The sequence below is a fragment of the Paraburkholderia sp. MM5482-R2 genome (assembly GCF_050436125.1).
Lineage (GTDB): Bacteria > Pseudomonadota > Gammaproteobacteria > Burkholderiales > Burkholderiaceae > Paraburkholderia > Paraburkholderia tuberum.
Genome location: NZ_JBNDLP010000001.1, coordinates 210,229 through 231,742, shown reverse-complemented (window position 1 = coordinate 231,742; position 21,514 = coordinate 210,229). Strand labels below are relative to the sequence as shown.

General features: G+C 66.0%; 22 protein-coding genes and 2 pseudogenes. 7 read left to right on the top strand and 17 right to left on the bottom strand.

The genetic code is table 11. The annotated features are described in order from the left end of the window. Positions 1-158 precede the first annotated feature (158 nt). The 15 genes from OKW37_RS00985 to OKW37_RS00915 all read right to left on the bottom strand — a co-directional run bounded on the left by OKW37_RS00985 (position 159) and on the right by OKW37_RS00915 (position 14,052). Positions 159-1,238 carry a porin gene (locus OKW37_RS00985; RefSeq protein WP_429509744.1) on the bottom strand — a complete coding sequence of 360 codons (1,080 nt, stop codon included), beginning with the start codon at positions 1,236-1,238 and terminating at the stop codon, positions 159-161. 132 nt (positions 1,239-1,370) lie between these two features. Beyond that, complete coding sequence (gene fdhA / locus OKW37_RS00980) at positions 1,371-2,573, bottom strand: formaldehyde dehydrogenase, glutathione-independent (RefSeq protein WP_429401490.1); 1,203 nt, start codon at positions 2,571-2,573, stop codon at positions 1,371-1,373. Positions 2,574-2,715: 142 nt separating this feature from the next. Next, positions 2,716-3,174: a nuclear transport factor 2 family protein gene (locus OKW37_RS00975; protein WP_429401488.1), complete on the bottom strand. Its 459-nt coding sequence runs from the start codon at positions 3,172-3,174 to the stop codon at positions 2,716-2,718. After that, entirely contained in the window at positions 3,171-3,830 is a 660-nt protein-coding gene (locus OKW37_RS00970; RefSeq protein ID WP_429509743.1) for an alpha/beta fold hydrolase, read from the bottom strand. The genes OKW37_RS00975 and OKW37_RS00970 overlap by 4 nt, the downstream gene beginning before the upstream one ends. 94 nt (positions 3,831-3,924) lie before the next feature. Next, positions 3,925-5,058, bottom strand: a complete 1,134-nt coding sequence (locus OKW37_RS00965) for a 4-oxalomesaconate tautomerase (RefSeq protein ID WP_429401484.1) — start codon at positions 5,056-5,058, stop codon at positions 3,925-3,927. Between the two features lie 11 nt (positions 5,059-5,069). Continuing rightward, a complete protein-coding gene (locus tag OKW37_RS00960) occupies positions 5,070-5,774 on the bottom strand; it encodes a 4-carboxy-4-hydroxy-2-oxoadipate aldolase/oxaloacetate decarboxylase (RefSeq protein ID WP_429401482.1) in 705 nt (234 codons plus the stop codon). After that, positions 5,771-6,529 carry a PIG-L deacetylase family protein gene (locus tag OKW37_RS00955; protein ID WP_429401480.1) on the bottom strand — a complete coding sequence of 253 codons (759 nt, stop codon included), beginning with the start codon at positions 6,527-6,529 and terminating at the stop codon, positions 5,771-5,773. Before OKW37_RS00955 ends, OKW37_RS00960 begins: the two co-directional genes overlap by 4 nt. 55 nt (positions 6,530-6,584) lie before the next feature. Further along, complete coding sequence (locus tag OKW37_RS00950) at positions 6,585-7,295, bottom strand: ABC transporter ATP-binding protein (RefSeq protein ID WP_429401478.1); 711 nt, start codon at positions 7,293-7,295, stop codon at positions 6,585-6,587. After that, the gene (locus OKW37_RS00945) at positions 7,288-8,040 is read right to left on the bottom strand and encodes an ABC transporter ATP-binding protein (RefSeq protein WP_429401476.1); all 753 of its coding nucleotides are present in this window, start codon (positions 8,038-8,040) and stop codon (positions 7,288-7,290) included. The genes OKW37_RS00950 and OKW37_RS00945 overlap by 8 nt, the downstream gene beginning before the upstream one ends. After that, positions 8,040-9,068, bottom strand: coding sequence for a branched-chain amino acid ABC transporter permease (locus OKW37_RS00940; RefSeq protein ID WP_429401474.1), 1,029 nt, complete (start codon positions 9,066-9,068; stop codon positions 8,040-8,042). The genes OKW37_RS00945 and OKW37_RS00940 overlap by 1 nt, the downstream gene beginning before the upstream one ends. A gap of 4 nt (positions 9,069-9,072) precedes the next feature. Next, positions 9,073-9,945, bottom strand: a complete 873-nt coding sequence (locus OKW37_RS00935; protein WP_429401472.1) for a branched-chain amino acid ABC transporter permease — start codon at positions 9,943-9,945, stop codon at positions 9,073-9,075. Positions 9,946-9,973: 28 nt separating this feature from the next. Continuing rightward, positions 9,974-11,164, bottom strand: coding sequence for an ABC transporter substrate-binding protein (locus tag OKW37_RS00930; protein ID WP_429401470.1), 1,191 nt, complete (start codon positions 11,162-11,164; stop codon positions 9,974-9,976). Between the two features lie 332 nt (positions 11,165-11,496). Further along, on the bottom strand, positions 11,497-12,834 hold the full coding sequence (locus OKW37_RS00925) for a LysR family transcriptional regulator (protein ID WP_429401468.1): 1,338 nt from the start codon (positions 12,832-12,834) through the stop codon (positions 11,497-11,499). 22 nt (positions 12,835-12,856) lie between these two features. Continuing rightward, entirely contained in the window at positions 12,857-13,216 is a 360-nt protein-coding gene (locus OKW37_RS00920) for a protocatechuate 3,4-dioxygenase (RefSeq protein WP_429401466.1), read from the bottom strand. Then, the gene (locus tag OKW37_RS00915; RefSeq protein ID WP_429401464.1) at positions 13,213-14,052 is read right to left on the bottom strand and encodes a gallate dioxygenase; all 840 of its coding nucleotides are present in this window, start codon (positions 14,050-14,052) and stop codon (positions 13,213-13,215) included. The genes OKW37_RS00920 and OKW37_RS00915 overlap by 4 nt, the downstream gene beginning before the upstream one ends. 231 nt (positions 14,053-14,283) lie before the next feature. Here OKW37_RS00915 and OKW37_RS00910 point away from each other — a divergent pair, with 231 nt between their 5' ends. The 7 genes and pseudogenes from OKW37_RS00910 to OKW37_RS00880 form a co-directional block, all read left to right on the top strand. Next, entirely contained in the window at positions 14,284-14,946 is a 663-nt protein-coding gene (locus OKW37_RS00910) for a GntR family transcriptional regulator (RefSeq protein ID WP_429401462.1), read from the top strand. Between the two features lie 142 nt (positions 14,947-15,088). Beyond that, positions 15,089-16,135, top strand: a complete 1,047-nt coding sequence (locus OKW37_RS00905) for a Rieske 2Fe-2S domain-containing protein (protein ID WP_429401460.1) — start codon at positions 15,089-15,091, stop codon at positions 16,133-16,135. After that, positions 16,135-17,085 (top strand): PDR/VanB family oxidoreductase, encoded by a 951-nt coding sequence (locus OKW37_RS00900; protein WP_429401458.1) that lies wholly within the window; start codon positions 16,135-16,137, stop codon positions 17,083-17,085. The genes OKW37_RS00905 and OKW37_RS00900 overlap by 1 nt, the downstream gene beginning before the upstream one ends. A 196-nt stretch (positions 17,086-17,281) precedes the next feature. After that, positions 17,282-18,163, top strand: a pseudogene (locus OKW37_RS00895) (LysR family transcriptional regulator); the annotation flags it as partial. Between the two features lie 315 nt (positions 18,164-18,478). Continuing rightward, positions 18,479-19,144, top strand: a complete 666-nt coding sequence (locus tag OKW37_RS00890; RefSeq protein WP_429401456.1) for a GntR family transcriptional regulator — start codon at positions 18,479-18,481, stop codon at positions 19,142-19,144. Positions 19,145-19,549: 405 nt separating this feature from the next. Then, complete coding sequence (locus OKW37_RS00885) at positions 19,550-19,741, top strand: hypothetical protein (protein WP_429401455.1); 192 nt, start codon at positions 19,550-19,552, stop codon at positions 19,739-19,741. After that, a pseudogene (locus OKW37_RS00880) lies at positions 19,717-19,941 on the top strand (2Fe-2S iron-sulfur cluster-binding protein); the annotation flags it as partial. The gene OKW37_RS00885 and the pseudogene OKW37_RS00880, both read left to right, overlap by 25 nt. Before the next feature lie 233 nt (positions 19,942-20,174). On the opposite strand, the gene OKW37_RS00875 reads toward OKW37_RS00880, so the two are convergent. Together OKW37_RS00875 and OKW37_RS00870 are read right to left on the bottom strand one after the other, a co-directional pair. Further along, entirely contained in the window at positions 20,175-20,966 is a 792-nt protein-coding gene (locus tag OKW37_RS00875) for a class II aldolase/adducin family protein (RefSeq protein ID WP_429401453.1), read from the bottom strand. Then, complete coding sequence (locus OKW37_RS00870) at positions 20,963-21,460, bottom strand: hypothetical protein (RefSeq protein WP_429401451.1); 498 nt, start codon at positions 21,458-21,460, stop codon at positions 20,963-20,965. The genes OKW37_RS00875 and OKW37_RS00870 overlap by 4 nt, the downstream gene beginning before the upstream one ends. Positions 21,461-21,514 lie beyond the last annotated feature (54 nt).

Below are 21,514 nucleotides of genomic sequence, written 5' to 3'. Positions count from 1 at the left end.
GCTGCGCTGAGTCCTCACGGGAAACTTGCGCAATTGATATCGAAAAGCTGATGCTGAGGTCACCCGTGGCACGGTCACGGTCGTTCCAGCAGACACCTCACCGCTACAATTTTCTGCCGTCGTTTCGGCCTTGTTGTTCTAATGGTCAGCCGCTGCCGTCAGAACTTGTGCTGGATCCCCAGCATCGCGCCCGTCTGGTTCTCGCCCGGCGCCACCGAACCGCCCGCCGAGACCGCCGACGCACCTTTCTGGCTGTTGATCATGTAGCCGAGCAGGGCGTATACCGACGTGCGCTTCGACAGCAGATACGTGGCGCGCGTGGCGATCAGGGTCGAATTCGACGTGCCGTGGATGTCGTAATGCAGCGCCTGTGCGTCCAGCGACACCGCAGGGGTCGGCAGCCAGTTCACGCCGGCGAAGTAGATGTCCGAACGCAGCGACGCTGCTGCCGCATCGACGTCACGGTGAATCCAGCCTATCCCCACCCGGCCCGGACCGAACCGGTAGTAGCCGTCGACCACGGTGTGCGTGTCCTTGTACGCGCTGCTAGTCAGCGGTGCCGTCGCGCCCTTGCCGCCGCGCATCTGGTCATAAGACGCCGCCACGCCAAAGTTCGTCGCGTCGTACGCCAGCATCCCGGTGAACTGCTTGCACGCCTGGAAGTCGCCCGGCACCTGGCCGCCGCAGTTCGTCGCCGATGGACCCGCCGGGCCTGCCGCATCACGCCCGAAGCTGTACGTCGCCCCCACCGTCACGCCGCCGAACTTGCCCATGTACCCGATCGCGTTGTCGCTGCGCGCATTCGCGAGGTACGGGTCGAAGTTCGCCATCGAGTGCATCGACGGCCCGATGACGTCCGCATTTCCCGTCACGTAGTACGTCATGTTGATCTGACGCCCGAGCAGCACGGTCCCGTACTGGTTGCTCAGACCGACGTTCGCCATCCGGCCCCACAGCCGGCCGCCGTAGTTCAGGCCGCCCGTGGACGGCGCGAAGCCGTTCTCCAGGTTGAACACCGCCTTCAGGCCGCCGCCCAGGTCCTCGCTGCCGCGCAACCCGAACCGGGACGGGACTTCACCCGTGAGGGGCGACATACCGACGAAACTTCCACCGGTTGCCGCGTGGTTGTAAAACTCGACACCTGTATCCACGATCCCGTAGAACGTCACGCTGCTTTGCGCATGCGCCACCCCTACCCCTGCTGCCAACAACAGACTCGCCGCTAACGACTTCTTCATCTTCAAACTCCGTTTCTAGTTTTATATGCTGCCGGATCTGTTTTCGCCCGGCCTGCTTTCGATATGGAAACCTAACTAATAATATTTTTCGGTATCCGTCCTACCACCCCGCGATTGACTGCGACGGCGCGCTCAGGCTGCGCGCGTCACCGTCCCGTGCGGATCGATCACAAACTTCTTCGGTGCGCCGGCATCGAATTCCGCGTAGCCGCGCGTAGCCTCGTCGAGGCCGATCAGCTCCACGCCGACGGTCTCCGCGATCTTGATGCGGTCCCACAGGATCGCCTGCATCAGCGCGCGGTTATATTTCATGACCGGGGTCTGCCCGGTGAAGAAGCTATGCGACTTCGCCCAGCCGAGGCCGAGGCGGATGCTCAGCGCGCCCTTCTTTGCGGCGCTGTCCACCGCGCCCGGATCTTCGGTCACGTAGAGGCCCGGAATGCCGATGCGTCCCGCCTCGCGCGTGATTTCCATCAGCGAATTGAGCACCGTCGCCGGGGCCTCGTGCTGCGCGCCTTCGTGACCGTGGCCGCGCGCCTCGAAGCCGACCGCATCGATCGCGCAATCGACTTCCGGCGTGCCGAGAATCGCGGCGATCTGCTCGGCGAGCGATGCGTCGCGCGACAGGTCGACCGTTTCGTAGCCGAGCGCACGCGGATGCTGGAGGCGGGCCGGAATCACGTCGCCGATGATCACGACAGCCGCGCCGAGCAGCCGAGCCGATGCGGCGGCGGCCAGCCCGACCGGGCCCGCGCCGGCGACATAGACCGTGCTGCCAGGACCGACGCCGGCCGTCACCGCGCCGTGATAGCCGGTCGGTAGAATGTCCGACAGACAGGTCAGGTCGCGGATCTTCGCCATCGCCTGGTCGCGGTCGGGGAACTTCAGCAGGTTGAAGTCCGCATACGGGACCATCACGTATTCGGCCTGCCCGCCGACCCAGTCGCCCATGTCGACGTAGCCATACGCGCCGCCGGCGCGCGCCGGGTTGACGGTCAGACACACGCCCGTGTGCTGCTCCTTGCAGGTCCGGCAGCGGCCGCACGCGACGTTGAACGGCACCGACACCAGATCGCCGACCTTCAGCGTCTCGACGTCCGGGCCGGCCTCGATCACTTCACCTGTGATTTCGTGGCCGAGAATCAGCCCTTCGGACGCAGTCGTGCGGCCTCGCACCATGTGCTGGTCGGAACCGCAGATGTTGGTCGTCACGACTTTCAGGATGACGCCATGTCCGATGCGGCGTCCGCGCGGATCCTCAAGTTTGGGGAACGGAATGGACCGCACTTCGACGACGCCCTGCCGGACGTACGCCACTCCTCGATTCGTTGTCATCAAGCCTCCTTTCCAGGTTGGAACGCCGCCCGCCTGCGGACGACGTATAAAGCCGGCTGCAAGGCCGGCGCTGACGCACTGTCTCCGGCGCGTTGATCGGCTAGGGCAAGCGGAACCCGCCCCCGGTTCGCGTGGACAGCACTCATGCGCCGGTCTCGCGAACGAACGTGAAATGCGCCACCCGTTCGGCAATCCGCCATCCGTCATCGGTCTTTACAAAGCGGTCGTGGAACTCGCCCAGCACCTGACGCGCTGAGGCGGGTCGGCCGAACGGGCCGACGGGATCGGACGTCGAGCCGGTCCACAGCAGCACGCTGCTGGTGCCGCTCGCACTCCGCGGCGACTCGACGTCGATCAGCACGCTGCCGACGTGATGCCGGGTGAGGCGCTCCGCCGGACGATTGGCGTACGCGGCGGCGATCGTCGGGTGTCCGCGCAACTCGCTGCCGTCCGGGCGACGCATCACGCCGTCCGGCGCGAACAGCGCGGCGAGCCCCGCAGTGTCGCGCGCATCGTTGAGCAGAGCGAAGCGCACCACGAGGTCATGGCAGGCCTGTTTCGCGACGATCGTCTCGAGCGCCGTCACCGTGTCGTGCATCATGGGGTCTCCTTGCCTTCGGCCCGCGGGTCTTTCCGATCGAGCCAGCGCAACAGTGCGCGGACCACGTCGTGCGGTGCCTCCATCGTCGTCATATGCCCTGAGCGCTCGATGATCTCAAGCACCGCGCCCGGGATCTGTTCGTGCATGTCCGCGTGTCGTTCCAGCGGACTCCAGCGGTCCTCGCGGCCGCACAGCAGCAGCGTCGGACAGCGGATCCCGGCGAGCAGCCCGGTCGCGTCGGGCCGGCCCAGCAGCGCGTGGATCTGCGCGTCGAACTGCTCGGGGCTGCTGCGCTCGATCATGTCGAGAATCGATTCGAAAAGCGGCGTGCCCACCTGCGCCGGCAGCACCATGCCGACCGCCCATGCCGCGCCCATCGCGCGCATCCCCTGCTCGCGCGCCTGCGCCAGCAGCGCGTAACGGCCCGCGCGTTCGCGCTCGCCTGCGTCGCCGGCCGCGAGCGGCTGATAGCCGGTATCGAGCAGCGCGAGCCGTTCGACCCGCTGCGGCGCCTGGCGTATGATCTCGAGCGCGATGCGGCCGCCCATCGAGTGCCCGGCGAGGCGAGCGCGAAGCGCGGCTCTGGCACGGTCGCGAGCACCTGCGCGGCCATTGCCTCGATGCTGTCGAGCTTGCCCCACGACGGGATCCGGCATTCGGCCTGCGCCGCGAGCAGCGCAGCCGGCCCCGACCACGCCGCGTGATCGCACAGCAGCCCCGGCAACAACAGCAGAACAGGACGAGGCGCCGTCATGTCGCCACCTCCATTTGGATGCTGGTATTCGTGTCGTGTCCGCTCCAGATCGCGCGGGGAATCGACACCGTGCCGTCGAGCAGCCAGCGAGCGGTGCGCAGCAGGCCCGCGCCGGTCACTTCAAGCGTGCCGTCGGCGGCATGCCCAAAGTGAAGCTGGACGTCGAACGCGCCGGTCGGATGCTCGATCGCCAGCACCGGCGATGCGCCGTCCGCGACCGTCGCCAGCCCCTCGCACACGGAGCCGGGCAACGCCGCGGCGGTCGCGACGCTGACCGCCGCGAGCACCCCGATCGACGAATGGCAGCGATGAGGGATGAAGCAGCGGGTATGGATTGCGCCGCCGTGGCGCGGTGCGGACACGATGCCCATCTTCGGCACGGTGCGCGCGGCGACGTCGCCGAGATTCATCCGGGGGCCGAGCGCGCGCCGGATCGCCTCGATACGCGAGGTCAGCGCAGTGTTCGCCTCCAGTTCCGCGCACGATTCGTCGCCCGTCACACCGAGATCGGCGGCGCGCATCAGCACGAGCGGCATGCCGTTATCGATGCAGGTCACCGGCACGCCATCGACGACATCGCGCCGCTGCCCGGTCGGGAACAGCGCGCCGCACGTCGAGCCCTCTGTGTCGCGGAAGATCAGCGGGATCGGCGCGGCCGTACCCGGCACGCCGTCGATCGAAACCTCGCCGTCATAGCGCACCATGCCGTCCGGCGTCTCGATCGTCGCGACCGCTACCTGGCCCGTGTTGACCATGTGGATGGTCACCTGCGTCGTGTCGCCAGCCACCGGCACCAGCCCGCGCTCGATCGCGAAAGGCCCGACGCCCGCCAGCACGTTGCCGCAGTTCTGGCCAAAGTCGACGCGCGCCTCGTCGACCATCACCTGCGCGAACAGGTAGTCGATCTGCGCGTCGGGCCGGGTCGACTTCGACACGATCGCCACCTTGCTCGTCAGCGGGTTTGCGCCGCCCATGCCGTCGATCTGGCGCGGCTCGGGCGAGCCCATCGCGGCCAGCAGCACGCGGTCACGCAGCGCCGGATCGGCGGGCAGATCGCTCGCGAGAAAGAATAGCCCTTTCGACGTGCCGCCACGCAGCACGGCTAGGGGAATGCGGGTTTGAGAATGCATTGCGCGTCTCCTCAGCCGGCGTCCAGTTCGTCGAGCGAGTCGACGTAGCGCAGGCCCTTCGCGGCGAGCTTCTCGCGCATCTTGTAGTAGTCGAGCCCGAATACGCCACCGGCCAGAATCCGGCGCTTCCTGTCCTCGTCGGCGACGCGCGCGGCAGCCGCCTCGGTCACCTTCGCGGCACTTGCGTGCGGGACGATCACGATGCCGTCGTCATCCGCGACGACCACGTCGCCGGGATTCACGAGCTGCGCGCCGCAGACCACCGGCACGTTGACCGAGCCGAGTGTCTCCTTCACGGTGCCCTGCGCGGAGATCGTGCGCGACCAGACAGGGAAACGCATTTCGGTGAGCGTGCGCACGTCGCGGCAGCCGGCGTCGATCACGAGCCCTTTCACGCCGTGCGCCTGCATCGACGTCGCGAGCAGATCGCCGAAGTAGCCGTCGTCGCACGGCGACGTGATGCCGACCACGACGATGTCGCCCGGCTGGCACTGCTCGATCGCGACGTGCAGCATCCAGTTGTCGGCGGGCGGCGCGAGCACCGTCACGGCCGGACCGGCGATCGCCACGCCCGCATAGATCGGCCGCAGTTGCGAGCTGACCAGACCGAGCCGGCTCTGCGCCTCGTGGACCGTCGCGCTGCCGGCCGCGCACAGCGCGTCGACGATAGCCGCGTCGACGCGGGGAATCTGACGAACGACAACGCCGCGCTTCATGCGAGCACCCCCGTGACGGTTGGCGTCAGGCGCATGAGGCCCTCGGCATACTTGATGTCGCGCGTGGCGGTAATGCCGATGTTGCGCTTCGCCTGCACGCCGCGCTGCAGCGCGGCGCGTGTGTAGTAATCCCAAAGATGTTCCTGGCCCGCCATGCACTCGATCGCCGCGCGCTTGCGCTCCCACACTTCCGTGATGTCGATGAAGGTGTTCGGCATCCACTCGCATTGCTCGGTCTGGTGCGGTTCGAACGCGAACACGGCCGGCGCGCCGATGATCTTCTCGCCGGGCCGGTGGCCCTCGGCCTGCGCGATGATGCGCGCCTCCTGCGCGACGTGCATCGCGAGCGGGTGGTCGAAGTTATACGGGTCCTTCTCCGAATGGCTCAGCACGAACGACGGCTGCAGGTCGCGATAGACGTCGACGAGCCGGAACAGCGCTTCGTCGTTGACGCGCAACGGGTAGTCGCCGAGATCGAAGAACTCGATTTCCGTGCCGAGAATGTCCGCGGCACGCTGCGCTTCTTCGCGGCGAGCGGCCTTCACGGTCGACTCCGTCATCTGCGGTCCCTTGCGCCACAGCTTGGCGGACTCGCCGCGCTCGCCGAACGACAGACATACGACTTTCATCCGGTAGCCCTGCGCGACATGCGCGGCGATCGTGCCCGCTGCGCGCCAGACGAAGTCGGCCGAGTGCGCGCTGACGACGAGGCCGGCCTTGCCGGTCGCGTCGGTGGATTGGGGGGTAGTCGTCATGGTGTGCTTTTCCTAACAGTTTGACAGTGCGCCACGAGGCGCTAATTCACTCTCACTAGGCGCTTTCGAGGCCGACGAGCGTGCCGAGCAACGCGCCGTCCGCCGCGAGGTCGCGGCTGGGGCCGGCCCAGACTTCGCGCCCCCGATCGAGGACGAGGGCGCGATCGGTCAGCTCCAGCGCAAGATCCGCGTGCTGTTCGACGAGCACGACGCCGATCCCCTGGTCCGCGCGCAGCTTCCAGAACGCATCGACGAGCTGGTCGACGATCACGGGCGCGAGGCCTTCGAACGGCTCGTCGAACAGGATCACCTTCGGATTGCCGATCAGCGCGCGGCCGATCGCCAGCATCTGCTGCTCGCCGCCGGACAGCTGGTGGCCGAGATTGCGGTTCCGCTCTTCGAGACGCGGGAACAGTTCGTACACGCGCTCGAGCGTCCAGTTGCCGGGCATTGCCGACACCAGCAGGTTTTCCTCGACGGTCAGCGAGCGAAAAATCTCGCGTTCCTGCGGCACCAACGCGAGCCCGGCGCGCGCGCGCCGCCACGCGGGCCACGCGCTGATGTCCTCGCCGCGATAATGCAGCGTGCCGCCATGCATGGTGGTCAGACCGAGCAGGCTCATCAGCAGCGTGCTTTTGCCGACGCCGTTGCGGCCGAGCACCGCGACCGCTTCGCCCAGCGCGACGCCGATGTTCACGTTTTCGAGCACGCTCGTCTCGCCGTAGCCGGCGCTGAGCCCATTCAGGTCCAGCAGTGCGTCAGGCATCGTGACGTCTCCCCAGATAGATATCGCGCACGCGCGGGTCGTTGCGGACCGTATCGATGTCGCCTTCCAGCAGCACGCCGCCCTCGACGAGCACCGTGATGCGTTTCGCGAAACGGAACACGAGATTCATGTCGTGCTCGATCACCATCACGGCAACATCGGACGGCAGCCGTTCGAGCAGGTCGAAAACCTTGCGTCCCTGTGCGGACGGCACGCCCGCGACCGGTTCATCGAGCAGCAGCACCTTCGGATCGAGCGCGAGTCCGAGCGCGATCTCGACCTGGCGGCGCTGCCCGTATGCGAGTTCCGACACGCGGCGGCCGGCAAGATCGAGAATTCCCAGCGCGCGCAGCCCCTCCGCCGCCTCTTCGACGAGCGCCGGACGATGCCCGAGCGCGCGGCCGATGCGACCGTCGAAGCCATGCTTCGCGCTGAGCGCGAGCGCAATGTTCTCGGCGACCGTCAACGTCACGAACAGCGAATTGAGCTGGAACGTGCGGGCGAGGCCGAGTTTCACGCGTTGATGCGCGGACATCGACGTCACGTCGCGGCCGCCGACCTTCACCGAGCCGGCGTCGGGCCGCAGCACGCCGGTAAGCAGGTTCATCAGCGTGCTCTTGCCGGCGCCGTTCGGGCCGATCAGCGCATGCCGGTCGCCGGGCGCGAGCCGCAGCGCGACCCCGCGAGTCACTTCGAGCCGGCCGAAGCGCTTGGACAGCCCATTCACCTCCAGTGCAGCCGTCATCACGCGACCTCCTTCGCTGCGGCGGCCGGGCACCGCTCGCGGCGGCTCGTCGCGAAGCGCGCGACGAATCCGTCCGGCGCGAACCGCACCACGAGAATCAGCACCACGCCGAGCGCCGCCAGCCAGTTGACTGGGTCGATCGCCGCCGCACGATCCGACAGCACGACGAACACGACGGCGCCGAGGATCGCGCCATAGAGCCGCCCCGGGCCGCCGAGCGCCACCATCACGAGCACGTTGGCCGACAGCGTGAAGCCGAGCGTGTCGAGCGCGACGATGTTGTTGACCTGTGCGGAAAGCGCACCCGCGACGCCCGCAATCGCCGCCGCGATCGTGTACATCACGAGGCGGCGCGTGCCGACCCGCACGCCGAGCAGCGCCATGCGCACCGGGTTGTCGCGAATGCCCTGGGCGGTCAGGCCGAGCGGCGAATTGACGAGGTAGCGCGCGAACAGGTAGACGACGACCAGCACGCAGAACGCGTACACGTAGGCGGTATGGCCGTAGATGTCGAACGTGAAGCGGCCGAACAGCGGCGCGATGGTGTAGCCGGTCAGGCCGTCGTCGCCCATCGTGAAGGCCTTCGCCACGTTGCCGAGTTCATAGAGCAGCGTGCTGCAGGTCAGCGTCAGCATGATCTGCGTGAGCCCGCTCACGCGCAGCACCGCGATGCCCGTCACGAGGCCGACGACCGCGCCCGCCACCGCGCCGATCGCGAGGCCGACGAAGGCATCCTGTCCCACGTGCATCGCGAACAGTCCGGCCGCATAGGCGCCGCTGCCGAAGAAGGCCGCATGGCCCAGCGTCTCGATGCCGGTATAGCCTTGCGCGAGATCGAGCGAGAGCGCGAACACCGCCATGATCAGCACGCTCGTCGCGAGCGCGAGATAGGTATCGGCGAACACGTAGGTCGCCAGCGCGGCGGCGACGAACAGCGCTTCGAAGAGCCCGATGCGCCTGTGCGAGAAGGCGTGGCGGATCGATGGACCGTTCGACGTATTGCCCGAAGTGTTGATTGCATGCTTCATTGCGTCAGGCCCTTCCGACGAGGCCGTGCGGGCGGATCAGCAGGATCGCGAGCACGGCGAGGTAGATCACGAACGCACCGGCGATGGGCAGGTAGTAGCGTCCGAAGGTGTCGATCAGCGCAAGCAGCAGCGCCGCGTACAGCGAGCCGCGCAGGCTGCCGAGGCCACCCGCTGCGACGACGATCAGCACCAGCACCAGGTACTTCAGCGCGTAGTACGGCTCGAGCGGCAGGATCTGGCTGCTGAGCGCGCCGCCGAGACCGGACAGGCCGCAGCCGATCGCGAACGTGATCGAGAACACCACCGGCACGTTGATGCCGACGCAGCGCGCCATGCGGGGGTTGTCGACGGCCGCGCGCAGCTTCGCGCCGAAGTTGGTGCGTTCGAGCCCCAGCCAGATACCGATCGCGACGACCGCGCTGCATGCGAGCGCGAACATCCGGTAGATCGACACCGACAGCGCGCCGAACGTCCAGTTGCCCTGCAGACTCTCCGGCACCGGAATCGCCTGCAACTGCGGGCCGGCCAGGTTCTTGAACAGCGCGCTGATGATGAAGGCGAGGCCGATCGTCATCAGCAGTTGTCCGAGCCCGTTGGCCTCGTACACCCAGCGGTACAACGTGCGTTCGAGCAAGGCGCCGACGAGCATCGTGCCCGCGATGCCGAGCACGAGAGCCGCGTAAAAGTTCACGTTCAGGTGCTGCATCGCCCAGAGCGTGAAATAGCCGCCGATCATCGCGAAGGCGGAATGCGCGAGATTGACCACGCGCATCACGCCGAGCGTGACGGTCAGGCCGACCGAGATCAGGAACAGCATCATCCCGTAGGTGATGCCGTCGATCGACAGCCCGGCGAAAGTGACAAGGGAATGCATCATGATCCGAACACCCTGCTCGCTGCTGCCATTACTGCACCGTGGTGGGATGGGCCTGGTACCACGGCTCCATCACTGCCTTGTAGGTCGCGATCGGCTTGTTGCCGAGCACGCCGTCGATCTTCTCGACCTGGCGGATGTACACGTTCTGGACGATTTCACGCGTCTTCGGATCGATCGACACCGGGCCGCGCGGGCTGGTCCACGCGAGTCCCTTCGCGGTCGCCATGGCCTTGTCGCCATCCTTCTGACCGTGCGTCGCCTTCACCATCTCGGCGACCACGTGCATCGCGTCATACGCCGCCACCGAAGCGATGCTCGGAATCGCATCCTTGCCGTACTTCGCCTTGTAGGCGGCCACGAATGCCTGGTTTTCCGGCGTCGTGAGATACGGCGAGTAGTGCAGGGCCGTCTGCAGGCCGAGCGCGCTGTCGCCGATCGCGGGCAGGTCCGATTCCATCGTCTCCGTCGTCGCCAGCAAAGTGATGCCCGACTTGTCGAGACCGCGGTCCTTGAACGCCTTGATGAAGCCGGCCGACATCGGGCCGACCGGCATGAACAGCAGCACCGCCTGCGGCTTCGCATCGCTCACGCGTTGCAGGTAGCTCGAGAAGTCCGTGGTGCCGAGCGGCACGCGCACTTGCGCCGCCACTGTGCCGCCGAGCTTCTTCAATGTGTCGGAATACGCGTCGATGGCATCCTGGCCGGGTGCGTAGTCAGCGACGACGATCGCCGCGCTCTTCGCGCCGTGGCTGACCGCGTACTGCACGAGCGGCACGCTGACCGTCCACTGCGTGAAGCCCATGCGGATGAAATACGGCGACTTGCTGGTGACGCTGGAGGTGCCCGAGTTGCCGATCAGGAACGGCGTCTTCGTCTGGTTCGCGACGTCGGCGACCGCCAGCGCGTTCGGGGTAAACGCGGTACCGAACAGGTACTGCACGTGATCCCGCACGACCAGTTCCTGGGCGAGCTGACGCGTGCGCTGCGGGTTGACGCCGCCCTCGTCGCGCGAGACGACGGTGAGCGTGTCATTGCCGAACTTGCCTTTGCTCTGGTCGAGAAAGAGGTCGACACCGCGCTGGTATTCCTTGCCCCACCACGAATACGGGCCGGAAAACTGGCCCAGCAGACCGACCTTCACTTCGTCGGCGTGGCTCAGGGCCGGTTGTTGGAAAAGTACCGCGCACATCAGCGCGAGCCATGTCTGGCGCTTTGTCATTGTGGTGTCTCCTCGACGACGTCTTGGGTCGTCAGTTTTCAGGTAGCCCGACCGCGTCGGGATCCTATGTGTTGGAAAATGAAGCTTAAAGAACGGCCGGGATCCCGTCGATTGCAACTCTCTGCGTGCACATTGCGTTTTTCGTATATCCCCGGGATTTCCCGTACGGGATCCCAAACGGATTTAGCGACGCTTCACCCGCGCCTCGTCAGCCGCGCACGAAAGGGCGCTGCGGGACGCGCATGCGGGCGTCGGCGGCACGCGTCGGTTCGGAACACTCGGAAACATTCGGAAAACGACGACGCGCGCGAGACTCGCGCGCGTCGGACAGCTCAGGCACCGCCGCGCATGGCCGCCGACACCGCGCGCAGTTCCTCCACCAGTTGCAGCGCGCCGGGCGACAGCACGCCGTCACGGCGCGTCGCGATGCCGATCGCGCGGGTGGCGTCCCGCAGCGGTACGGGCGCCACCGCGAGTTCGCCGCTCTGCAGTTCTTCGAAAATCTGCACCGGCGACAGCAGCGCGAGCCGGTTACTGCCCGACAGCAACCCGCGTACGACCGCCGAGCTGTTCACCTGCAGCCGCGTCTTCGGCGGCGCGAGCCCGTCGGCCACGAAGATGCGTTCGAAGGTCGTGCGGGCCGGCGTGCCGGGCAGCGGCGTCAGCCAGTCGTAGGCCATCAGGTCCGCGAGCGTCGTGGCGCACTGCTTGAAGCACGGATGTCCGGGGCGCGCGACCACCGTCAACGTGTCGTCGAACAGCGCTTCCTGGAGGATATCGGACGGCACGTCATGCACGCGCAGCGCGCCGACGATCATGTCGATGTCCGCATGGCGCAACTGCCGGATCAGCGCATCGTAGGTGCCGTCGACGATGGTGACCATCAGGTCCGTGTGCTTGCACAGGAGCCGGTCGATCGCCTGCGGCAGCAGAAAGCTGCTCGACAGCGGCAGCGCCGCGACGACCACCGAGCCGTGGCGGCGACCGCCGAAGCGTCCCAGTTCGTCGTCGGCGATGGCCAGTTCCCACAGCGCGCGCTTGACGGGCCCGAGCAGCGCGAGGCCGTCGTCGGTGAGCCGCGTGCCCTGCGGCGTGCGGCGGAACAGCTTCATGCCCGACAGATTCTCGAGCTGGTCGAGGTTGCGCTGGATGGTCGGCTGCGAACACTGGAGCCGCTGCGCCGCGAGCGCGCCGCTGCCGAGTTCCGACACCGCGACAAAACTGCTCAGTTGCGGCAGCGTCACCACCTCGGCGAAACGGCCCGCGCCGCGCTCCACATTGCGCTCCGCGCCGCCGGGCCGGACCGCGTGGGCAAATGCCTCGCGATGCCCGTCAGCCAGTTCGGCGAGCGCGCGCGTCGCGCGCATGCCGAGCAGGCTCCCTGCCGGATTCGGCACGAGGCCGCGCACGCTGCGCTGGAACAGCGGGAAACCCAGCTCGCTCTCGATGTCCGAGACGGCGCGGGCCACCGCCGAAGGCGACAAATGCAGCGAATGCGCGGCCTGCGTGACGGATTCGTGGCCGATCACCGCGACGACGGCGCGCAATGAACGCAGCTTGAGCAGCAGCACACCGCCGCCCGGCGCGCAAGGCGCCGCACGCCCCCATGAATCCGGTTCGCCGCTGTCTTGCGGACACGCCGGTTCGGCGTCGATACAAACCGGTCCCATGTCGCGCCCCCTCGAACGCCGCTCAGCGCATGGTCGGCACGCGCCGGGTTGCGAGGAACGCATCGAGCGTCTCGCCGCGCATGCTCGCGTAAACTTCCAGATTGGACAGCCGGGCGACGCGCGCGAATTTTTCGAGCACGAAGAAATTCACGCCGTGACGCACGAGCCCGATCCAGTCGAGCCGCGCAATCATCGCCTGCTCGTCGACCGTGAGCCCGGCCGCCGCCATCGTCGCGGCGGGATCGGCGACGTAGGCGGCGCGGTAGCTGGCGTCGATCATCCGCCAGAAGAAGCGGTTCAGCTTCAGTGTCCGGTTGCTCGTGCGCAGATCGAATATGTAGGTGCCGGCGACCTGCTCGATGCCTTCGAGTTGCGGATTCATACGGCCTCCTCGTAGACGGTAACGGTCATCGCGGTCGTCATCCCAAGGTAGTAGTTCAGGTGGACGCGCTTCACGGCCGGGCCGAGCGCGCCGCGCATCGACAACCACATGATCTGCTCGACGCTTTCCGCGCCGCCGCGCCGCACGTACTCCACGTGCTTCAGTTCGGCCAGCTGTTCGGGATCCCGTTCGAGCAGGTCGAGGAAGGTGCGATCCCATTCCTCGTCGTTAAAGCCGGTGCGTTCGCCGTGGATCTGGTGCGACAGCCCGCCCGTGCCGACGACCACGACGCGCAGGTCCTCCGGATACGACTCGATCGCCCGACGTACCGCCTGGCCGAGCTTGTAGCAGCGGCGCCCGGTCGGCAGCGGATACTGCAGCACGTTGATCGCGATCGGCACGATCGTGCCCGGCCAGTCCGGGCGGTGCGGCCACATCAACGGCAACGGCGACGTGCAGCCGTGATCGATCGGCTTGTCCTGGAACACCGCGAGGTCGAATTCGTCGTTGACGAGCGATTCGGCGATATGCGCCTGCAACGCGACGTCGCCGCGCAACGGCGGCAGCGGACGCGCGCCGCCGCCTTCGTCCGCGATCGGAAACGATTCGCCGATGCCGATGGCGAAAGTCGGATAGAGGTCGAAGAAGAAGGTCGTGCAGTGATCGTTGTAAAAAAACACCAGGACGTCGGCCCGCTTGTCGGCGAGCCACTGCGCGACCGGCTCGTAGCCCTTGAACAGCGGCGCCCACGCAGGATCGTCCTGCTTGCCCTTATCGTAGGCGAGGCCGATCGTCGGTACGTGCGACGTACCGATCCCTCCGATGATTGTTGCCAAAACCTGTCTCCCGTGTTGTTCCGTGGCGGATCGGCAACCGTCGCGGCGCGCCGGCTCTGTGGGCCGCGACGCCCGCCGACGAGCCGTCCATTGATGGGTATCAATGCTACATTGGATCCCAAAACAGGAAAAATTAGGGTTTATACCGCTGTATTTTGGAGTTTTGGGATCCAATAATTCACCCCATCCTGTCCTGGCTTTGATGCCCGGTTCCTTTTTTTGAGGATCACGATGCTTCATGCGACTCCGACCATTCTGCGACTGCGCGAGATGATCCTGAACGGCGTGCTCGAACCCGGCGAGCGCGTCAAGGAAGCTCCGCTCGCGGAGCAGCTCGGGGTGTCGCGCATGCCCGTGCGCCAGGCGTTGCCGGTACTCGCGCAGGAAGGCCTGCTCGTGCGTGCCGGCAATCGCGGCTACGCGGTGCGCGCGTTTACGCCTGGCGAAAGCCAGCACGCGCTGCGTCTACGCGGCGCGCTGGAAAGCTTCGCCGCGCGCGCGCTCGCGGAACAGGGCGCGCCCGAAGCGCTGCTCGCGCAGATGGAGGCATGCCTCGCCACCGGCGACGCGCTGCTGTCAGCGCGCTCGATGACCTCGGAAACCCAGATTCAGTACGCGGAGATGAACGCGACGTTCCACGAACTGCTCGTTGGCGGCACCGAGTCGGGGCTGCTCGAATCGTTCGTGATGCGCTGCAATCTCGTGCCCTTCGTTTCGCCGGGCAGCGTCGCGTTCGGCCACACCGACCGTAACCTGTCTGTCGATCTGCTGACCTACGCGCATCGCCAGCACCACGCGATCGTCGAGGCGATCCGCCGCCGGCAAGGCGATCGCGCGGAATTCATGTGCCGCGAACATATCGTCACACAGGAATACAGCATGGCGCACGACTGATTCGCCGGCCGGCCCGCCGGCCAAACCGGATCAACGACGCGTCGTCACGGCGAGCTGCCGCCGGGACCCTTGCATTTTTGATTAGCTATCCCAATCACGATGAACGGACGGGAGCGCGATACGCTCCCAGGAGACGAAAAACATGTTCCTGACAAACACCTGGTATGTCGCATGCACGCCGGACGAGATCGACGGCAAGTCGCTCGGCCGGAAGATCTGCAACGAGGCGATGGTGTTCTTCCGCGGCGAAAACGGCGAGGTGTCCGCGCTGGAGGATTTCTGCCCGCACCGCGGCGCGCCGCTGTCGCTCGGCTTCGTGCGCGAAGGCCAACTCGTGTGCGGCTATCACGGCCTCACGGTCGGCCACGACGGCCGCTGCGCGAAGATGATCGGCCAGCGGGTCGGCGGCTTCCCGGCAGTGCGGCGCTATCCGGCGGTCGAGCGTCACGGCTTCATCTGGGTATGGCCCGGCGACGCCGCGAAGGCCGACCCGGCTGAGATCCCGCATCTCGAATGGGCCGAGAGCGAGCATTGGGCCTATGGCGGTGGCCTCTATCACATCGGTTGCGACTATCGCCTGATGATCGACAACCTGATGGACCTGACCCACGAGACCTACGTTCACGCGACCAGCATCGGCCAGGATGAGATCGAGGAAGCCCCGCCCGTGACGACCGTCGAAGGCGACTCCGTCGTGACGAGCCGCCACATGGAGGGCATCATGCCGCCGCCGTTCTGGGCGGGCGCACTGCGCGCGAACGGACTCAACGACAAGGTACCGTGCGACCGCTGGCAGATCTGCCGCTTCTCGCCGCCGAGCCACGTGATGATCGAAGTCGGCGTCGCGCATACCGGCAAGGGCGGCTATCACGCCGCGCCCGAACACAAGGCGGGGAGCATCGTCGTCGACTTCATCACGCCGGAAACCGACACGTCGATCTGGTATTTCTGGGGCATGGCGCGCAACTACCGGCCGCAGGACGCCGAGCTGACCGCCGCGATCCGCAAGGGCCAGGGGCAGATCTTCGCTGAAGACCAGGACATGCTCGAAGCGCAGCAGCGCAACCTGCTGACGTACCCGGAGCGTCGTCTGCTCAAGCTGAACATCGACTCGGGCGGCGTGCAGTCGCGCAAGGTGCTCGACCGCCTGATCGCAGCGGAACGCGCGACCGAGCCGGAGCAGGTGTGATGAAGGTCCTGCTCGCCGACAAGCGCACGGCCGCAGAGGACATCTGCGTGTTCGAATTCGTCAGCATGGATGGTGCGCCGCTGCCCGCGTTCGAGGCGGGCGCGCACATCGACGTGAAGATCGCCGACGGGCTGGTGCGCCAGTATTCGCTGTGCAACGCGCCCGGCGAGACGCATCGCTACCGGATCGGCGTGCTGCGCGACCCCGCGTCGTCGCGCGGCGGCTCGGTCGCGATGCATCAGTTGCAGCCGGGCACGCACGTCGAGATCAGCGCGCCGCGCAACCTGTTCCCGCTGGATCCCGACGCGACCCACACGGTGCTGATCGCGGGCGGCATCGGTGTAACGCCGATTCTCGCCATGGCCGAACATCTGGCCGCGCGCGGCGCCTCGTTCGAGATGCACTACAGCACGCGTTCGCCAGAGCGCACCGCTTTCACCGACCGGTTCGCGGAGCCGGACCTGCAGCCGCACACGCGGATCTACCACGACGTCGATCCGGAAGAACGCCGTATCGATCTCGGCCAGGTCGTGGCCGCGCCGGCGCCCGGCAGGTGCCTGTACGTGTGCGGGCCAGCCGGCTTCATCGATGCGGTGCTCGAACGCGCGAAGGCGGCCGGATGGGCGGACGATCGCCTGCATCGCGAGTATTTCGCGGCGCCGGCACAGCCGGCGTCGGCATGCGGCGCGTTCCAGGTGCGGCTGCACCGCTCCGGGCAGACGATCGACGTGGCCGCCGATCAGTCGATCGTACAGGCGCTCGCCGCGCAGGGCGTCGAGATACAGACGGCCTGCGAGCAGGGTGTGTGCGGGACCTGTTTGACGCGGGTCGTCGAAGGCGAGCCGGAGCATCGCGACAGCTATCTCACCGACGAGGAACGGGCCGCAAACGATCAGCTCCTGCCGTGCTGCTCGCGGTCGCGGTCGACGGTTATCGTGCTCGATCTGTAGTGTGTGGGTATGGGCGTGCGCGGGGCGTCACGGCCTGCGCACGCCGTCTGACTGGTTCCGCGCGAAACGCCGGACCACACCATAGAGGTAGTCGCCAGGCTGCCCGATTCGCGACCGGCAGGCGGGATTGCGATCCGATGCCCTGCCACCATACGGGCGCTTTCCTCCAGGCATCCCTCAGCCCTAACATCGACGCATGACTTTCAATCTTCTGCAACTGCGCGCGTTCGTCACGATCGCCGAGGCGGGCAGCCTTGGCCGCGCTGCCGAACTTCTCAATCTCAGCCAGCCCGCGCTGAGCCGCACCATCAAGAATCTCGAAGACGACGTCGGCTGCGCGCTGTTCGAACGTCATTCGAAGCATATGCAGCTGACGGCGATCGGCAGCACGCTGTTGCCGCACGCGTCGCAGTTGCGGCGCGATGCGGAGATCGACGCAATGCGCGGCCTCGCGCGCGGCACGATCCGTGTTGGCGCGGTCGCGAGCATCGCAAGCCTCGTGCTGCCGAAAGCGGTCAGTCACGTGCTCGCGCGCTGGCCGAACCTGCGGGTAACTATCATCGAGGGAGTGTAGGACCGGCTCGCGCACCCGCTCGTCAGGGGCGAGATCGATCTCGCGCTCGGCACCGCGACACACGACACCGCGGAGATTGTGTCGATCAAGGATTGCGAATGGAGCGACGTCAGCGACATCGTCGCGGCGCTCGATCATCCGCTGCGCGCCCAAAGCAGCCTCACACTCGCCGACACGCGCGATGCACAATGGTGCGTGCCGCCGCGCGGGACGGCACCGTTCGAGGAATTGCAGCGGCTCTTCCAGTCGCAGGGGCTCGAGGCGCCTCAGATTGCCGTGGAAACGCGTTCGATCACGGTGCTGAAAAGCCTCATCACGCGAGCCGGGTTCCTGTGCTGAATGGCCGCGCCGATGTACGAGACCGAACGCCGCGCAATGTGTTCGATGCGCTGCGGGTGCGGGGCGGGCGCGCCAGCTACCGCGTTCCGCCGGCGCAATGGGTTCCTTCCTGGGCCCGCCGCTAAGCTGCCTCGATGCGCTGCGGCGATCACGCGGGCCGACACGCCGATGCGATGTGCGAGGCGTGCGTACCACCCGTGCGTAGCGGATATATCGGTGAATGCCCGGCGCGAGGCGCCCTACCTGCATCGACCAAACCGCGATGTGTCATCTCATCGTCGTTCCCGACCGGCTTGCCGCATTGAAAGAGCCTCACGCGCTGAAGTCCGTTTCATGGATCCACAACACCTATGATTGTCGCCTTGACGCGCATGTATTGGCGCATCGAGCGACGCCTCAGGGTCCATTCGATCAGCGGCAAATTGGTATCATTTCAGCCCGTTCCGCCTCGCGCGGCCCTCTGAACGATTCGAACCCGCCATGACCCCGCACCAGCCCACCGCGACGCTGAAACTTCGTGAAATGATCCTGCGCGGCGAGTTGAAACCCGGCGAGCGCCTGCTCGAAATGGAACTCGCCGAGCGCCTCGGCACCTCGCGCATGCCGATCCGCCAGGCGCTGCCCGCGCTCGCCCAGGAGGGCCTTCTCGCGCCCGCGGGGCGCAAGGGGTATTGCGTGCGCGTCTTCACGACGGAACAGACGCAGCAGGCGCTGCGCCTGCGCGCGATGCTCGAAGGCTTCGCCGCGCGCGCGCTTGCGGAGCGCGGCGCACCGCCCGCGGTCATCGCCGCGCTTCGCGTCTGCCTCGCGGAAGGCGACCGGATTCTCGCGCAGCGCGACCGCCTCGATACAGAGAGCGAACTCGCGTACGGCGACATGAACAAGCGCTTTCATTCGATGGTGCTCGAAGCCGCCAACGTCCCGCTCGTGTCCGAGTTCACATCGCGCTGCAACCTCGTGCCGTTCACCTCGCCGGAAAGCGTCGCGTTCGGTGGCAGGGAAGACAGCAAGATGAGCGATCTGCTCTTCTATGCGCATCGACAGCATCACGGCATTGTGCAGGCGATCGAAGCCGGCCAGGGCGACCGCGCGGAATTCCTGTTTCGCGAGCACGCGCTGACCCAGGAGGAAAGCCAGTCGCTGTAGCGGTATTAAGTTGACGAGCGCGCGCAGGCTGGCTGGCGCGATCTCGTGTTCACCGCCTATGCTGCGCCGCCTCGGACGTTTAGCGTTTCTCAAAGCGGTAGCCCGTGCCTACCCCATTTCTCAAAACAAGGCAATTTTTGCCGAAGTGCTGATTTGCCTTTTGCACGCCTCGGAATCCCCATACGCCGGGTAAGCCTTGCAGTGACGACTCCTCGTCAAGCGCCTAGCTCGCTGAAAGCTGCTAGCTTGCTTTGCTCCTTCCATCGCGCTCAGTGGCGTTCTTGACTGCTCCTTTCATGCTGTCCAAGATGCAGCTTCCTCTGATGCAAGAGAAGCGATGGGCACGTATCGTAAATGTTTCCTCACGCGGGGGGCGTACTCACATTCCAGGCTGCGGGGCGCACTATGCGCGAAGTCGTCGAGGCGCTTGTGATCTGGCCGCTCTCCGAGCCGCTCGACGGCAGCGTATCCGATACCGCTCGATTCCTCGCGATGGCAGTTCAGACGCGAAGTCAAATGGTTCGTTCGCTGACGCGCGAGATGCAATACAAGGAAGCACCGGTGTTACCTTGGATGTGCTACCTGAATGCACAATAATCGAAGCGCTTGCTGCGGGCGGAATTGAAGTTCCGACTTCGTGCGAACAAGGTGTATGTGGGACGTGCTTGACGCGCGTTATCGACGGTGAGCCCGACCATAGGGATAGCTATCTGACAGACGACGAGAAAGCTGCAGGCGACCAGTTCTTGCCATGTTGCTCCCGCTCGCGAACGCCACTTTTAGTGCTTGACCTATGACATCTCGCTGCTCTTTCGTGTGCGCTGGCTGCTGGATTCGTTGAGGTTGGCACACACGCGGACAACCTTGAAGTGCCAATGCGAGAGTTATCAGCAATAGCGTCTATTGCGCTCCCCGCGCCTTAGCGATACGAAGAGTGCCGACAACAACGCCGAGCGCCGCAGTGGCCCTTGAAGCGATGGCGTCCCATCTCGATCGGGCGGGCCTTGGCGAATGTGAAAGCGGACGTTCCTCAGTTGCGGTAACCGCTATCCATGCGATCGAGCTTTCGCATTAGCGCGGCGAACTCGGTCGTCCCTTCCGGCACGCGCTGCATGTCCTGGAACGAGTCGAGGTCTTCGCTCAAGCGCCGCGCGACTTCGGGTGCGACTGGGTTGAGCGTGCCGCACGCGGCCGCATCGACCTGAATCTGGCAGGCGCGTTCTAGGCGATAGAGACGCAGGAAACACTCGGGCACGGTCGCCCCCGTCACCAGCAGACCATGATTGCGCAGGATCATCGCCCGCGCAGAGCCGAGCGATTGCACAATGCGCTCGCGCTCGTCCAGATACAGAGAAGCGCCCTCGTAAGCGTGATAGCCCAGATTCTCGTAGAACACGGTCGCGAACATGGAAATGGGCAGCAAGCCTTCCTTGATCGCCGCGATCGCCATGCCCGCGCGCGAATGAATATGCATGACCATCTGATTGCGCGCCTCGTGCGACATGTGAATGGCTGAATGAATCACGAAGCCCGCGTAACTGACCGACGCATCTTTGCCCGCTATCACGTTACCGTTAACATCGACCTTGCCGAGACTGGACGCGCTCACCTCGTCGTAGGTCTGGCCAAACGCATTGATCAGGAAGTGGTTGTCGGTGCCCGGTATGCGCGTCGTCAAATGCCCGTAGATCTGCTCGGTCCAGCCGAAGTAATCGACGAGCCTGTATGCGGCTGCCAGTTCCACGCGCAGCTTTTGTTCGGCCTCGCTCATCGGGCTTGTGGGCAAATGCGTGGCGTCTTGCATAATCATCGTCGCCGTCATGTGTCTCTCCTCGAATCAGTGCATGGACCGGACGGAAGCATCCGGTTCCTCGGCGTGCCGGCTTCGTCGTTGCCCGCGCCGATGGGCACGTCAAGCCGCTGGTCACGGGTATCGGGCAAGCCGAGCGCTGCGACCACGAATGCAACCGCAAGCGTGACAACCGGATACCACAGCCCGAAGTAGACATTCCCGTTGGCCGCGACCATCGCAAATGCGACGCTGGGCATGAAGCCTCCTACCCACCCCGCGCCGATGTTGTAGGGCAGTGAGATCGCGGTGTAGCGGATGCGCGTGGGAAACAGCTCGGTCATCCACGCGCCCGCAGGCGTATAGATCACGGCGAGCAAGGACAAGAGGTACGTGACAATCACAATCAGCACGCCGCGACGCACGTCCGCAGGCGCGGCGTTCGCAGGGTAGCCGTTGGCGGTGAGCGCGGCTTGCACCTGCGCCTCGAACTGCTTTTCGCGTGCCGCAAACTCGGTTTTCGACAAGCCCCTGCCCTCGAAGGCGGCCAAGGTCGTCTTGCCTATCGTCACCGACGCGAC

What these genes read in the sequence shown, in the direction of transcription:
- OKW37_RS00985 (WP_429509744.1), bottom strand. Translation starts at nt 1,238, where the DNA reads ATGAAGAAGTCGTTAGCGGCGAGTCTGTTGTTGGCAGCAGGGGTAGGG.
- fdhA (WP_429401490.1), bottom strand. Translation starts at nt 2,573, where the DNA reads ATGACAACGAATCGAGGAGTGGCGTACGTCCGGCAGGGCGTCGTCGAA.
- OKW37_RS00975 (WP_429401488.1), bottom strand. Translation starts at nt 3,174, where the DNA reads ATGATGCACGACACGGTGACGGCGCTCGAGACGATCGTCGCGAAACAG.
- OKW37_RS00970 (WP_429509743.1), bottom strand. Translation starts at nt 3,830, where the DNA reads ATGCCGGATCCCGTCGTGGGGCAAGCTCGACAGCATCGAGGCAATGGC.
- OKW37_RS00965 (WP_429401484.1), bottom strand. Translation starts at nt 5,058, where the DNA reads ATGCATTCTCAAACCCGCATTCCCCTAGCCGTGCTGCGTGGCGGCACG.
- OKW37_RS00960 (WP_429401482.1), bottom strand. Translation starts at nt 5,774, where the DNA reads ATGAAGCGCGGCGTTGTCGTTCGTCAGATTCCCCGCGTCGACGCGGCT.
- OKW37_RS00955 (WP_429401480.1), bottom strand. Translation starts at nt 6,529, where the DNA reads ATGACGACTACCCCCCAATCCACCGACGCGACCGGCAAGGCCGGCCTC.
- OKW37_RS00950 (WP_429401478.1), bottom strand. Translation starts at nt 7,295, where the DNA reads ATGCCTGACGCACTGCTGGACCTGAATGGGCTCAGCGCCGGCTACGGC.
- OKW37_RS00945 (WP_429401476.1), bottom strand. Translation starts at nt 8,040, where the DNA reads ATGACGGCTGCACTGGAGGTGAATGGGCTGTCCAAGCGCTTCGGCCGG.
- OKW37_RS00940 (WP_429401474.1), bottom strand. Translation starts at nt 9,068, where the DNA reads ATGAAGCATGCAATCAACACTTCGGGCAATACGTCGAACGGTCCATCG.
- OKW37_RS00935 (WP_429401472.1), bottom strand. Translation starts at nt 9,945, where the DNA reads ATGATGCATTCCCTTGTCACTTTCGCCGGGCTGTCGATCGACGGCATC.
- OKW37_RS00930 (WP_429401470.1), bottom strand. Translation starts at nt 11,164, where the DNA reads ATGACAAAGCGCCAGACATGGCTCGCGCTGATGTGCGCGGTACTTTTC.
- OKW37_RS00925 (WP_429401468.1), bottom strand. Translation starts at nt 12,834, where the DNA reads ATGGGACCGGTTTGTATCGACGCCGAACCGGCGTGTCCGCAAGACAGC.
- OKW37_RS00920 (WP_429401466.1), bottom strand. Translation starts at nt 13,216, where the DNA reads ATGAATCCGCAACTCGAAGGCATCGAGCAGGTCGCCGGCACCTACATA.
- OKW37_RS00910 (WP_429401462.1), top strand. Translation starts at nt 14,284, where the DNA reads ATGCTTCATGCGACTCCGACCATTCTGCGACTGCGCGAGATGATCCTG.
- OKW37_RS00905 (WP_429401460.1), top strand. Translation starts at nt 15,089, where the DNA reads ATGTTCCTGACAAACACCTGGTATGTCGCATGCACGCCGGACGAGATC.
- OKW37_RS00900 (WP_429401458.1), top strand. Translation starts at nt 16,135, where the DNA reads ATGAAGGTCCTGCTCGCCGACAAGCGCACGGCCGCAGAGGACATCTGC.
- OKW37_RS00890 (WP_429401456.1), top strand. Translation starts at nt 18,479, where the DNA reads ATGACCCCGCACCAGCCCACCGCGACGCTGAAACTTCGTGAAATGATC.
- OKW37_RS00885 (WP_429401455.1), top strand. Translation starts at nt 19,550, where the DNA reads ATGCGCGAAGTCGTCGAGGCGCTTGTGATCTGGCCGCTCTCCGAGCCG.
- OKW37_RS00875 (WP_429401453.1), bottom strand. Translation starts at nt 20,966, where the DNA reads ATGACGGCGACGATGATTATGCAAGACGCCACGCATTTGCCCACAAGC.